Annotated in this window: 12 protein-coding genes; 7 read left to right on the forward strand and 5 right to left on the reverse strand. The window is 72.3% G+C overall.

Annotated elements, in window-relative coordinates:
• Positions 1–84: 84 nt before the first annotated feature.
• From QL987_RS03860 to QL987_RS03870, 3 genes are all read left to right on the forward strand, one after another.
• Complete coding sequence (locus QL987_RS03860) at positions 85–921, forward strand: exodeoxyribonuclease III (RefSeq protein ID WP_111075898.1); 837 nt, start codon at positions 85–87, stop codon at positions 919–921.
• 97 nt (positions 922–1,018) lie between these two features.
• A complete protein-coding gene (locus QL987_RS03865; protein ID WP_290156353.1) occupies positions 1,019–2,860 on the forward strand; it encodes a hypothetical protein in 1,842 nt (613 codons plus the stop codon).
• 43 nt (positions 2,861–2,903) lie between these two features.
• The gene (locus QL987_RS03870) at positions 2,904–4,664 is read left to right on the forward strand and encodes a hypothetical protein (RefSeq protein WP_290156354.1); all 1,761 of its coding nucleotides are present in this window, start codon (positions 2,904–2,906) and stop codon (positions 4,662–4,664) included.
• Between the two features lie 356 nt (positions 4,665–5,020).
• On the opposite strand, the gene QL987_RS03875 is transcribed toward QL987_RS03870, so the two are convergent.
• Positions 5,021–5,944: an AEC family transporter gene (locus QL987_RS03875; protein WP_111075895.1), complete on the reverse strand. Its 924-nt coding sequence runs from the start codon at positions 5,942–5,944 to the stop codon at positions 5,021–5,023.
• A gap of 61 nt (positions 5,945–6,005) precedes the next feature.
• Between QL987_RS03875 and QL987_RS03880 the strand changes: the two genes are divergently transcribed.
• Together QL987_RS03880 and QL987_RS03885 are read left to right on the forward strand one after the other, a co-directional pair.
• Positions 6,006–6,596: a nitroreductase family protein gene (locus QL987_RS03880; protein ID WP_111075894.1), complete on the forward strand. Its 591-nt coding sequence runs from the start codon at positions 6,006–6,008 to the stop codon at positions 6,594–6,596.
• Between the two features lie 21 nt (positions 6,597–6,617).
• A complete protein-coding gene (locus tag QL987_RS03885) occupies positions 6,618–7,379 on the forward strand; it encodes an HAD-IIB family hydrolase (protein WP_290156357.1) in 762 nt (253 codons plus the stop codon).
• Between the two features lie 73 nt (positions 7,380–7,452).
• Here QL987_RS03885 and QL987_RS03890 read toward each other — a convergent pair whose 3' ends face one another.
• Entirely contained in the window at positions 7,453–8,076 is a 624-nt protein-coding gene (locus QL987_RS03890) for a phosphoribosylanthranilate isomerase (protein ID WP_111075893.1), read from the reverse strand.
• Between the two features lie 49 nt (positions 8,077–8,125).
• On the reverse strand, positions 8,126–9,181 hold the full coding sequence (locus QL987_RS03895) for a serine/threonine-protein kinase (RefSeq protein WP_290156359.1): 1,056 nt from the start codon (positions 9,179–9,181) through the stop codon (positions 8,126–8,128).
• 222 nt (positions 9,182–9,403) lie between these two features.
• On the opposite strand from QL987_RS03895, the gene QL987_RS03900 reads away from it, so the two are divergent.
• Complete coding sequence (locus QL987_RS03900; RefSeq protein WP_290156361.1) at positions 9,404–9,601, forward strand: DUF2945 domain-containing protein; 198 nt, start codon at positions 9,404–9,406, stop codon at positions 9,599–9,601.
• A gap of 28 nt (positions 9,602–9,629) precedes the next feature.
• Here the strand turns inward: QL987_RS03900 and QL987_RS03905 are convergent, their stop codons facing one another.
• Both QL987_RS03905 and QL987_RS03910 read right to left on the reverse strand, forming a co-directional pair.
• Positions 9,630–10,343, reverse strand: coding sequence for a DedA family protein (locus QL987_RS03905; protein ID WP_290156363.1), 714 nt, complete (start codon positions 10,341–10,343; stop codon positions 9,630–9,632).
• 81 nt (positions 10,344–10,424) lie between these two features.
• The gene (locus tag QL987_RS03910; RefSeq protein WP_253466933.1) at positions 10,425–11,585 is read right to left on the reverse strand and encodes an ROK family protein; all 1,161 of its coding nucleotides are present in this window, start codon (positions 11,583–11,585) and stop codon (positions 10,425–10,427) included.
• Between the two features lie 61 nt (positions 11,586–11,646).
• On the opposite strand from QL987_RS03910, the gene QL987_RS03915 reads away from it, so the two are divergent.
• Positions 11,647–13,332, forward strand: coding sequence for a beta-N-acetylhexosaminidase (locus QL987_RS03915; protein WP_290156365.1), 1,686 nt, complete (start codon positions 11,647–11,649; stop codon positions 13,330–13,332).
• Positions 13,333–13,368: the final 36 nt, after the last annotated feature.

The following is a 13,368-nucleotide window of genomic DNA, read 5'->3' on the forward strand; positions in this document are numbered from 1 at the left end:
CCGCGGACAGGGGGCGGGCCTCCCGGGTGGGTGCCCCGCTGCTGTCGGGGCGGGCGGTCGGCCGCTCCCGGTAGGTTCGATCCCATGCGCGTCGCGACCTGGAACGTCAACTCCGTCCGCACCCGAGTCGGCCGGGTCGTCGACTGGTTGGTGCGTGAGGACGTCGACGTCCTCGGCATGCAGGAGATCAAGTGCAAGCCCGAGCAGTTCCCGGTCGAGGCGTTCGAGGCCGCCGGCTACACGGTCGAGGCGCACGGCCTGAACCAGTGGAACGGCGTCGCGTTCGCCAGCCGCCTGCCGATGGCGGACGTCACCCGGGACTTCCCCGGCCAGCCCGGCTTCCTCAAGGGGCAGGAGGGTCCGGACCTGCCGGTCGAGGCCCGAGCCATCGGCGTCACGGTCGAGGGTGTCCGGCTGTGGAGCCTCTACGTCCCGAACGGCCGCGAGCTCGGTGACCCGCACTACACGTACAAGCTCGACTGGCTGGCGCAGTTGGCCGACCGGACGACGGAGTGGTTGCAGGCCGAGCCCGACCTGCCCCTCGCACTGATGGGCGACTGGAACGTGGCTCCCTTCGACGACGACGTCTGGGACGTCCGGGTCTTCGAGGGCTCCACGCACGTCAGCGAACCCGAGCGCGCGGCGTTCCGGGCGTTCGAGGAGCGCGGGCTGCAGGACGTCGTCCGCCCCCTCGTGCCGACCGGGTACACGTACTGGGACTACAAGCAGCTGCGCTTCCCCCGCAACGAGGGCATGCGCATCGACTTCGTGATGGGTTCGCAGGCGTTCGCGGACGTCACCGTGGCGGCCACGATCCACCGTGACGAGCGCAAGGGCGACGCCCCCAGCGACCACGTGCCGGTGTCGGTCGACCTGGACCTCGACACGGTGCTCGACGACGACCGCCCGATGATCTTCTGATCGGCGTCGATTCCCTCACCGTCGATGTATTTTACATTTGACATGAGAGAGTAGTGATCCTGACGACCAGCACCCCAGCTGTTCGGGAAGGACCACAGTGCACAACCGACCCACCCTCGCGGGCGCCACCGCCCTCGTCGCGACCATCGCCTCCGGACTCGCGCTGGCCGGCACCGCCGACGCCGCCCCCGCCGACGCCACCGCGACGAAGGCGACGACGACCACCGCGGCGCACGACTCCCGAGCGCAGCGCGAGATCATCCCCGAGTACCCGGACCTCCCCGGCTCCTCGACCCTGCTCCTCACCGTCAACGGCGAGTGGGAGACCGACTACGGGCAGGACCTGCCGCTCTGGGTCGTCCCGGACGACGACGACGACATCGACAACGACGTCCCGATCGACCTCTCGCTGCGTTCCAGCCACGACGGCACCCTGACGGTCGTCGAACACGGTGACCCGTACGACCCGACCGACGACGCCGTCGTCCTCGAGACCCCGGTCGAGGCCGGCACGAGCGACGTCTCGTTCGCGGTGCCGGACAGCAACTGGGACTACTCGATGTACGTCGTCACGGCGGACGGGCAGCGCACCCGACCCGAGCAGTTCACGCTCGCCGTCGGGGGCCAGGACGTCCAGGACCTCGCCGGCACCTACTCGGACGTGGCGGGCAGCTCGGACCAGCGGATCACGGTCACCGGCTCGACCTACGCGAACGAACGCGTCGAGATCGTGACCGACGACGGCGAGCGGTACTCCACCCGCTCGCGGGAGGACGGTCGTTTCGGCATCAGCTACTTCGGGTCGACCGCGCGCACCGAGGTCGTCGTCGAGCACAACCAGCTCACCAACGGCGCCCAGGTCGTCCCGTTCGAACAGGTCGAGCCGGGCGAGGGTGACCCGTCCCTGGTCTGGCCGATCGTGGACCTCGGGGACCTCCGCTCCCTGTTCGGTCTCTTCGTCGGTGGCGAGGAGGGGCGTGAGAGCGCGTACCTCACCACTGCGTCCAGCGCAGGGCTGCAGTGGCGTCTCGGCCCGGAGGACATCGCGGGCAACAACGCCGTGGGGTGGTCGATCCCGAACGTCGACGTGTCCGGACCGATCATCCTCGAAGGCAACACCTGCGTCACCGCCGGAGACGACGGTTCGCTCCGTTCCGCGGCCTGCATCCGTGCCGAGGACGGCGACCCGAGCCAGACCTTCACCGCGGTCCTGCGCGACGGCGACACGCTGCTGCGCCTGGCATCGGACGAGTCCCGCTACCTGACCCTCGGCGCCGACGGCATGATCGTCCTCGGTGACGAGGCCGACGCGGCGGTGCTCGCCTACGTCGACCAGTACGAGTCCTCGTGGTCGGTCGACGAGCCCGCCCCGTCCGTGGCGGACCGCTCGGTCCGGCTGTCCGGCACAGCGATCCCCGGTGCCGTCGTCACGGTCGACGGCACCCCCGTCGACAACGGCACCGGCGCCCGGTCGGCGAAGGACGCGCGTGCGATCGCCGCGGGCGGTTCCTGGAGCACGACGCTGCACGACCTGCCGATCGGACAGGCCCGCACGTTCGAGGTCCAGCAGCTCATCGACGGCGTCGTCGTCGCCCAGAGCGAGCAGACCGTCCGCATCGACGCCGGAGACCTCTCGGGCGTGACCAGCGCGTTCCGCGACGACGTCACCCTCCCGGCCCAGATCACCGGCGACGCCGAACCCGGAGCGACGATCCAGCTGCTCGACGGCGGGATCCCCGTCGAGGGCGCGACGACGACTGCCGCGGCCGACGGTGACGACGCCGGGTCCTTCGCGCTCGACGTGCCGGCTCCGAACGAGGCCGGTCCGCACGAGTTCGCGGTCGTGCAGGTCCTCGACGGCGCCGCGGTCGGGACGCCGACCACGGTGGCGATCGACTACGGCGCCGGTGTCACCGTCGACGCTCCCACCGCGTCCTGACCCCACGGCCGACACCACTCCCCCTCACCTCGAAAGGCCTTCCGTGAAGTACCGCCCGTTCCTCCTCGGCACCGCCGTGCTGACCGCCGCCCTGTGCGCCGGGACCGCCACGGCGCCGGAGACCGCCACCGCCGACCCCACCGGCGCGCAGACCAGCGCCACCATCCCCCAGCTCCCGGTCATCCCGGGCAGCAGCACCACCATCACCGCCGTCGACGGTGCAGCGCCCGAGAGCACCTCCGGCGACCGGCCCCGCTTCGACGTCGACCGCAACGACGTGACCGCCACGATCGAGTCCAGCGCCGCCGGCACCCTCACCGTCGTCGACCGCAACGACCCGTGGAACGCCGACGACGACGAGGTGGTCGCCACGACCGCCGTCACCGCGGGCACCGCCGACGTCGAGTTCACCGTCGAGGACGGGCGGTGGGACATCGACGCCTTCGTGGTGACCGACGACGACCGCCAGACCAGCCCCGCGCTGGCCACCGTCCGCAAGGCCCTCGCCGAACCGGAGGACCTGAAGATCTGGCAGAAGGGCAGCGCGGGCAACCGCCGCCAGACCGTGATCGGAACCACCTACCCGGGTGCACGGATCCGCGTCGTCGACGTGTACGACAAGGAGTACCGCACGACGGCACGTCCGGACGGCCTCTTCGGGGTCTCGTTCGCCGGCGAGTTCTCCATCGCCACGGTGACCATCGCGGTCGGCAACGACGAGATCGTCGTGACGCCGCAGCAGGCGGGCGCGGCCCCGGTCGGGCCGACCGACCCCACGCTGGCCTGGCCGATCATCGAGGACAAGGACCTCCGCGGTGGCCGCGCCCTCTTCACGAGCGCCACGGCCGGCGAAGCGGTCGCGCTCGAGCCGGTCCGCTCCGGCGAGGGCCTCCTGCAGGAGATCACGTGGGACTCGAAGCCGACCGACGAGGCCACCGCCAAGACGCTCTCGTGGGCGGTCCCGAAGACCGGCACGACCGCGCAGGTCGTCGTGAACGGCAACCGCTGCGTCCAGCCGGCCAGCAGCGCGGCGTTGGACGGACGGGTCATCCTCTCGACCTGCCGCACCAGCGACCGGGTCCAGCAGTTCACCGCCGTCGAGCGGACCGGCGGCACCGTCCTGCAGTCGCGGTCGAACCGCGACTGGTACCTCGCACTCGGCGACGACGGTCGTGTCGTGGTCGGCTCGTCGGACGACGCGGCCCAGCTCGCCGCCGAGGACGACTACTCCGACTCGTGGTCCGTCGAGGACCCCGTGGCGGACGTCGCCGACCGGAGCATCACGCTGTCCGGCACGAAGATCCCCGGAGCGACCGTGACGATCAACGGCGCACCGATCGAGTCCGTCGCCACCCGTGCCGCGGGTGACGACTCGACGTGGACGACCACGCTGCGCCACCTGCCGGTCGGTGTGGAGCAGACGCTCGTCATCGAACAGCTCGTCGGCAGCTCGATCGTCGGCCAGGAGGAGCGCACCGTCCAGCTCGACGCGACGGACCTCGCCGACGTGGCCGACCACTTCGACGACGACGTGACCCGGCCCGCGCAGGTCACCGGCACGGCCGTCCCCGGCGCGACCGTCCAGCTCCTCCGCGACGGTGCCCCGGTCGGGACCCCGGTCATCGCGGGCGACGAGGCAGCGGGTGGCGCGTTCACGGTCGACGTGCCCGCCCCGAACGCCGGGGGCGTGCACACCGTGACGGTCGAGCAGCTCCTCGACGGCATCGCGGTCGGTCCGGACCGGTCCTTCGACCTCGACTACGGCGCCGCCGTCAGCATCGAGGGTGCCGAGCGCGGACGCTGACCGCGACGCGACCGCGGTGCACTGGACTGCACCGACGAGCGACGGGAGGCGCGCACCAGCCGGGTGCGCGCCTCCCGTCGCGTCTGCCGGCCGTCTCGACTCCGCCCGGTCGACTCCGCCCGCTCCGCGCCGCTTCCGGCGCCCCGGCGCCCCGCGCACCTCCGCCGAGCGGTCACGATCTGTCGCTCCGGCCGGCCGAGACCGACACTTCGTGATCACTCGGCAGTCGCCCGACGGCGCGTCAGACGGCCGGCGGTCGCCCGACGGCACGTCGCCCGACGACGCGTCACCCGACGGCACGTCAGGCGGACGGGAGGCGCGCCCCGGCCCCGCCACGCGCCTCCCGCCGGACGCCCCTACGGGTGCAGCAACGCCGCGATCCCGACCAGGACCGGCACCGACCCGACGGTCGTGAGCAGCACCACGTCCCGCGCCACCGGCACCGCGGCGCCGTACCGCTGGGCGTAGTTGAAGACGTTCTGCGCCGCCGGCAGCCCGCCCAGGACGGTCAGGACGAACACGTGCTCGGCGTCCAACCCGAACGCGTACCGGGCGAGCAGGAACGCGACGGTCGGCATCACCAGGAGCTTCACCCCGCTCGCCAGCAGCACGTCGACCCGGGTGGCCGCGTCCCGCAGCGGAGCGGCGCCGTGCAGGTTCATCCCGAACGAGAGCAGCACGACGGGGACCGCCGCGCCGCCCACCAGGGCGAAGGGTTCGAGGACCGGATCCGGCAGCTGCACGCCGGTGACCGAGCAGAGCAGCCCGAGCAGCGACGCGATGATGAGCGGGTTCGACACCGGCCCGAGCACGCGGCGTCGCCACCCGCCACCGGAGGCCGTGGCCGCGTCGAGGACGGTCAGGGCGATCGGTGCCATCACGACGAGCTGCAGCATGATCACCGGCACCACCGCGGTCGCCTGCCCGAGCACGTAGACGGCGACGGGCAGTCCGATGTTGTTCGCGTTCGAGTACGAGGCGGCGAGCGCTCCGACGGTCGTGGTGGTGAGTGGACGCCGGAGCACGAGTCCGAACACCAGGGCGGTGCCGGCGGCGACCGACAGCGCGGTGATCGCGGAGACGGCGAGCATCGGCGAGAACAGCGTCCGGACGTCGGCCGTGGCGATCGTGTGGAACAGCAGGCACGGCATGAGGACGAAGAACGCCAGCCGGCTCAGCACGAACTGCGCGTGGGGTCCGAGGAGTCCGGCGCGACCGACGCCGTAGCCCGTGACGATGACGGCGGCGATGATCGCGAAGCCGATCAGGACGCCACTCATCCTGCCCATCTTCGCAGGCCCGGACGGAAATAGCCGCGCGCAGGCGGTTGTTCCGGCAACCATGACCACGCAGACGACGCTCTCCCGCTCCACGGACTCCAGCCAGCCCCTCGTGCCCCTGCTCGAGGAACGGTGGAGCCCGCGCTCCTACGACGAGACCGCGACGATGACGGACGCGCAGCTCGACGCCGTCCTCGAGGCCGCCCGCTGGGCCCCGTCCGCGATGAACCTGCAGCCCCGCCGCTTCGTCGCCGCCCGCCGTGGCACGGACGCGTTCCGCAAGGTCACCGAGAACCTGCTCGGCTTCAACGCCGCGTGGGCGTTCCGCGCCAGCGCGCTGGTCGTCGGGATCCTCGAGACCACGAACGAGGACGGCGAGCCGCTGCGCTTCGCCGAGTACGACCTGGGCCAGTCGCTCGCTGCGCTGACCGTCCAGGCGCACGCCGAGGGCCTGCACGTGCACCAGATGGCCGGCATCGACGCCGCGGGCCTGTCCGCCGCGTTCGACCTGCCCGAGCGCTTCGTGCCGTTCACCGTCACCGCGGTGGGCACCGTCGCCGACCCGTCGGTCCTCGACGAGAAGGCCGCCGAGCGTGAGGTCGCCCCGCGCACCCGCATCCCCCTCGACGAGGTCGTGCTCGTCAAGGAGTAGCCGCCTGGCATGATCGAGGGCATGCCTGCACCTCGCCTCGTCGCCTTCGATCTCGACGACACGCTCGCCCCGTCGAAGTCCCCGCTCGATCCGCAGATGCTCGAGACCTTCGCGGCCCTGCTCGAGGTCGTCCCCGTCGCCGTCATCAGCGGCGGGAACTTCCAGCAGTTCGAGCAGCAGCTCGTCACGCCGCTCCGGAAGCGACCGGGGCTGCGCCTCGACGACCTGCACCTCATGCCGACGTGCGGCACCCGGTACTACGCGTGGGAACTGGACTGGACCCTGCAGTACGCCGAGGACCTCACCGAGGACGAGAAGGCCCGTGCCCTCGCCGCGGTCGAGGCGCAGGCGAAGGCCGCCGGCTACTGGGAGTCCGAGACCTGGGGCGCGATCCTCGAGGACCGCGGATCGCAGATCACGTTCTCGGCCCTCGGCCAGTCGGCTCCGGTGGACGTCAAGAAGCGCTGGGACCCGACCGGTGCGAAGAAGGACGACCTGCGCCGCCTGGTGCAGGCCGAGCTGCCCGACCTCGAGGTCCGCTCCGGCGGCTCCACGAGCATCGACATCACCCGCAAGGGCATCGACAAGGCGTACGGCATGCAGCGCCTCGCCGAGCTGACCGGTGTCGCCCTGTCGGACATGCTGTTCGTCGGCGACCGCCTGGACCCGGAGGGCAACGACTACCCGGTCAAGGCCCTGGGCGTGCCCACGCACGCGGTCGAGGGCTGGGAGGACACCGACGCGTTCCTCCGCGAGCTCATCCCGACGCTCCGCAAGTCCTGACGAGCGCTCCGCACGGCCTGACGAGCAGGGACCCGGCCAGGAGGCCCGCCCCGCGTCTCAGAGACCGCCCGCCTCAGGGGATGTTGCGGACCGCCTCGACGAACGCCCGGATCGCGCGGACGTCCTTGACGCCGCGTTCCGACTCGACGCCGCTCGAGACGTCGACACCGTCGGGGTCGAGTCGCTGCACGAGCCCGGCGACGTTCTCCGGGGTGAGGCCGCCGGCCAGGATCCAGGCCTCGTCGACGGTGCCGGTCAGGGTCGCCGGGTCGACGAGGTGTCCGCTGCCGGGGACGGCCGCGTCGAGCAGCAGCAGGTCGTGGTCGAACGCGGCGCGCTGGTCGGCGGTCTCGGCCAGGTAGTCGGCGGCGGCCAGGGCGCGGATCGTGAAGAAGCCGGCGTCGCGGGCACGGGCGAAGTCAGCGGCGGACTCGCGGCCGTGCAGCTGGACGGTGGTGAGCCCGACGGCGGAGGCGATGCCCACGACCTCGTCGATCGGCTGGTCACGGAACACCCCGACGGCGTCGATGCCCTCCGGCAGACGCTCGACGAGCTCCTTCGCGGTGTCTGCCGTGACGGTGCGGGGGCTGCCGGCGGCGAAGACGAACCCGACGGCGTCCGCACCGGCCTCGACGGCGGCGTCGACCGTCTCCGGGGTGGAGAGGCCGCAGATCTTGATCCATCGCTGGTCGCTCATGCACCCATCCTGCCTGATCGATCGCAGCCGACGAGCCCGAGGTTCCTGGTCAGTGCAGTGCGCCGACGACGTAGCAGCCGACGCAGGCCGCGGCGACGGCGAGCGCGGTGGCCGACGCGGCCAGGACGTTCCGTCGGCGCCAGCGTCGCACCACGTCGAACGTCCCGCGCCGGGCGTGCCGATGGGCGGCCCGGTGCATGCGGTGCTCCCTGCGGCGGACCTCCCGTTCGGGACCCAGCGGCACCGGTCCGGTGACCTGCGTCGACCCGCCGCGGAGGGCACGCGCGACGGCGACGGCCGTGGGCCGACGTGCCGGGTCGCGGGACGTCATCAGGGTGAGCAGCTCCCGCCACTCGGACGCCACCGAGTCGGGGACGTGCGGGTCTCGACGCAGTCGGGCGAGGGCGGCCTCGATGACGGTGCCGGAGTACTCCTGGTCGCCGGTCAGCGCCTCGAGCAGCACCAGGCCGAGCGAGTAGACGTCGGTGGCGTAGCTGATCGGTTCGCCGGCGACCTGCTCCGGGGACAGGTAGGCGGCGGTGCCGATGATCGTGCCGTCGTTGGTGAGCCGGGAGCCGTCGACGAAGTGCGCGACCCCGAAGTCGGTGAGCTTGACGGTCCGGACGAACCCGGAGGCGCCCTCGTCGCTCAGCAGGATGTTCGCGGGCTTGACGTCGCGGTGCACGATCCCGCGGGAGTGCACGTAGGCCAGGGCGTCGGCGAGCTGTGCGCCGAGGTCGGCGACCTCGTAGTTGTGCAGCGGTCCCTCGACCAGGCGACGCAGCAGGGTCGCGTCGGCGATGAGCTCCATCACGATGTAGCGGTGCGGGCCGTCCTCGAAGTCGTGCGTGCCGGCGTCGTAGAGCGGGATGAGGCCGGGGTGCGAGAGCATGCTGAGCAGGCGGATCTCGCGCTCCTGGCGGACCCGGTCGGCCGTGGTCATCCGCTCGGGGGTCGCGAACATCTTCACGGCGACCGCGCGGTAGGTGTGCTCGTCACGGGCCTCGTACACGGAGCCCATGCCGCCCGTGCCGATCAGCTTGACGAGGCGGTAGCGTCCTGCCAGGACGGTGTCCGCTCGTGCGCTGCCGATGGCCATGCTCATGGTGTCGTTCGATCCTCTGGGAGTTCGGGGACCGCGTCGGTGATCGCGGTCTGACTCCTCTGCCACGGTACGCGCGGGCCTGCCGATCCGAGGCGGGGTTACGCGAATGTGACCCGTCTTCGCGTCCCCGGTGCGTAACCGGGATGGTGTCGGCGACTGCCGGGGGTGCCCGGGTACCGTCCGGGCTCCGGACAGCCGGTCCGGACGAGGCAGGAGGCCGAGATGCGCAAGGGCGACGAAGTCCACTGGAACACGTCCCAGGGGAAGACGACGGGCAAGCTCGTCGAGAAGAAGACGTCCGACTTCGAGTTCGACGGGCAGTCCTTCAAGCCGACCGAGGACGACCCGTACTGGATCATCGAGTCGGAGGAGTCCGGCAAGCAGGCCGCCCACAAGGAGTCGGCGCTGACGAAGGCGTAGGGCTCCTTACCGCGACGCGGTCGGTCCGCTACTCCGACGCGGTCGACCGCGCTGCGGCCCGGCCTCGTCGGACCCGGCGGACGACGAACGCCACCACGATGACGACGACCGCCGCGTACACGGCCCGGTCGATCCAGTCGGTGTAGGCCTCGATGCGTTCGTACTGGGTGCCGAGGGCCGCTCCGCCGAGCACCAGGACCGAGTTCCACAGGCCGCTGCCGAGCACCGTGAAGAGCGTGAACGTGCCGAGGTGCATCCGGTCGGCGCCGGCGGGCAGCGAGATCAGGCTGCGGATGACGGGCACCAGGCGGCCGAAGAACACCGCGCTCTTGCCGTGCCGGTGGAACCAGGACGCGGCCTTCCGGAAGTCGTCCTCGTCGACCAGCGGCAGCTTGCCGAACCAACGGACGGTCCGGTCGAAGCCGATCACCGCGCCGAGCCAGTAGAGCACCAGCGCCCCGAGGTACGAGCCGGCGGTCGCCAGCACCAGCACCAGCGTCAGGTCCATCCGGCCGGCACCTCCGAGGAACCCGGCGAGCGGCAGGATCACCTCGGACGGGATCGGCGGGAACACCGTCTCGATGAAGAGCATCAGGGCGACGCCCCACTCCCCCATCGCGTCGATGACCTGCAGCACCAGGCCGGTCAGCCCACCGATGTCGGGGTCCGGTCCACCCCCGGAGCCGGAGGATGCGGTCAGGGCGCCGGTGTGGGCGACGGTCGAGGGCACGGCAGTCGTCATCCGCCCACCCTGCCTGAGCGGGCTGACAGACTCCGGTGCGCGAGCGCGCTGCGGGACGCGCCCCACGCCCGCCCGCAACCGTCAGACGACGCCGGTGCGCAGCTCCGCCCCGAGCCCGAGCCGCTCCGCCCGAGCCGTCGCCAGGGACCGCGCCACCGCTCCGCGCGACACCGCGTCCCGCCCGAGGCCCGACGGCACGACCGACACCCCGGCGGCGCCTGGCAGCCCGAGACCCGGCGTCCGCTCGAGTTCACCGGCCAGGGCGGTGCAGAACTCCTCGCCGTCGGGCAGCACCTCGCCGCCGACGACCACGACCTCGGGGTCCACCGCGGCGACGAGCTGCGCGACCCCGGGGGCGACGTCCGCGGCGAGCGCCCGCACGGCGGCACGGCCGTCACCGGCGGCGGACGGGAGGTCTGCGCCGGAGCCGGTCCGGGCCTCCAGGGCGCGTGCCGCAGCCGGCCACCCGGTCGCGGCGATCCCACCGACCTCACCGGCGGCGCCGTGGGCGCCCTGCGCGACCGTGCCGCCGACCACCAGGGCCGCACCGATCTGTCGCCCCATCACCAGGAGCAGGCCGTCTCGGACGCCGTGCAGGCGCCCCCAGGCGGCCTCGGCGCGGGCGGCGGCCTTCGCGTCGTTCTCGAAGACGGTGACCGCGTCGGGGACGAGCGCGGCGATGCGGTCGGTGATGCCGCCGCTCTGCCACTCGGGCGCGGCGACGGAGTGCACGATGCGGCCGGCGCGGTCGATGATCGCGGGGACGCAGACGGTGACGGCGAGCAGTCGTCCGGGCGGCAGGGTGCCGACCAGGCGGTCGACGACCTCGCGGACGGCGTCCACGGCCTGCTCGACCGGGGCCAGCGTGGGGGCGAACTGCTCGGTGCGGGCGACCGGGTCACCGTGCAGGTCGGCGAGGACGCCGACCACGGCGTGCAGGCCGAGGTCGATGCCGAGCACCAGTCCGGATCGCGCGTCGATGCGGAACCGGCGGGCGCGGCGTCCGGCGCGGTTCGGGGTGGCGACGGCCTTGAGTTCCTCGACCCAGCCCTCGGCGACCAGGTCGGTCAGCGCGGCCTCGACCGTGGGGCGCGTCAGCCCGACGGCGGCGACGAGTTCGGTGACCGTCCGGGAGGCCCGCCCCGGGTCCCCGACGTCGGGTCCGGCCCGGAACAGCTCGGCCAGGACCGCGCGGGAGTTCATCCTGCGGAGCAGGGCCGGGGAGCTGCCGATCGTTGACATGCTCGAGTGCGTCGCCATAATCTCCACATTACGAAAGACCGTTGAGGAATGGTGAACCGACATGCTGATCCCCCGACCGCGATCCCGGAACGACTCGTCCGGCACCTTCACCATCGACGAGCGCACGCGCGTCCGCGCCGAGCCCGCCACCGAGTCGACCGCACAGTACCTGCAGCAGGTGCTCCGAGCCTCCACGCGGTTGCCGCTGTTCGGCGCGGGCGACTCCGACGCCCCCGTGATCGCGCTGACGATCGCCACTGCGCCCGAGGACCTGCCCGCCGGGCCGGGTGACAGCCGCGACGAGTCCTTCCGCCTGACCGTCACGCCGGACGGGGTCTCCGTCGAGGGCGGCGGCCCGGCCGGTGTGTTCTACGGTGTCCAGGCCCTGCTGCAGCTGCTGCCCGCCGACGTGTACCGCCGCGGGCAGGTGCGCACGGCGGCGTGGACTTTGCCGGCGACGGTCGTCGAGGACGCCCCCGCGTTCGCCTGGCGCGGCGTGATGCTCGACGTCGCCCGGCACTTCCGGACCAAGGCCGAGGTCCTGCGGGTCGTCGACCAGCTCGCGGCACACCGGATCAACCGCCTGCACTTCCACCTCACCGAAGACCAGGGCTGGCGCATCGAGATCACGAAGTACCCGCGCCTGACCGAGGTCGGCTCCTGGCGCCGCGAGTCCCAGGTCGGCGCCCACGTCCCCGACGCCGACGGGGTGCTGCAGGTCGCCGGGTACGACGGCCGCCCGCACGGTGGCTTCTACACGCAGGACGACATCCGCGAGATCGTCGCCTACGCCGAGGACCGCTTCGTGACCGTCGTGCCGGAGATCGAGACGCCCGGGCACGTCCGGGCCGCCCTCGCTGCCTACCCGGAGCTCGGCGTGCACCCGGAGCGTCGGGTCGAGGTCTGGACGGAGTGGGGTGTGGCGCACGACGTCCTCAACGCCGACGACAGCACGGTGCAGTTCTTCAAGGACGTGCTCGACGAGGTCATCGCGCTGTTCCCCTCGGCGTACATCGGTCTCGGCGGCGACGAGTGCCCGAAGGACCAGTGGGAGGACGACCCGCGCACGCAGGAGCGCATCCGGCAGCTCGGGCTCGAGGACGAGGAGCAGCTGCAGGCCTGGATCGTCGGCCAGCTCGCGGCCCACATCGAGTCGCACGGACGCCGGGCGTTCGGGTGGGACGAGATCCTCGAGGGCGGCACGCTCTCCCAGTCCGCGACCGTGGTGTCCTGGCGTGGCATGCGCGGAGCGGTCACGGCGGCCCGTCGGGGACACGACGTCATCTCGACACCGGACGACCAGGTGTACCTCGACTACCGGCAGAGCGACCTGCCGAACGAGCCGATCCCGGTGTCGATCGTGCTCACCGTCGACGACGTCTACGCGTTCGACCCGGTGCCCGAGTCCCTGACCGAGTCCGAGCGGGCGCACGTGGTCGGTGGGCAGGCGAACATGTGGACCGAGCACGTGGACACCGTCCGGCGGCTCGACTACCAGCTGTTCCCGCGCGTGGTCGCCCTGTCCGAGGCGCTCTGGTCGGCGGACGTCGCCGGCCCGCGCGACGTCGCGGACTTCCGGGAGCGCCTGACCGAGCACCTGGCGCGGCTCGACGCGCTCGGCATCGAGTACCGCCACGAGTCCGGGCCGCTGCCGTGGGAGGAGCGTCCGAGCGTGCCGGGTCGCCCGAGTTCCCGTGAGGAGCGCGCCGCCTACATCGACGCGGTGACGGCCAACATCGCCGGGTAGTCGCGCCGGGTCGGCCGCCCGCCGCCGGGCCCGCCG

The organism is Curtobacterium sp. APC 4022 (assembly GCF_030407555.1).
Taxonomy (GTDB): Bacteria; Actinomycetota; Actinomycetes; order Actinomycetales; family Microbacteriaceae; genus Curtobacterium.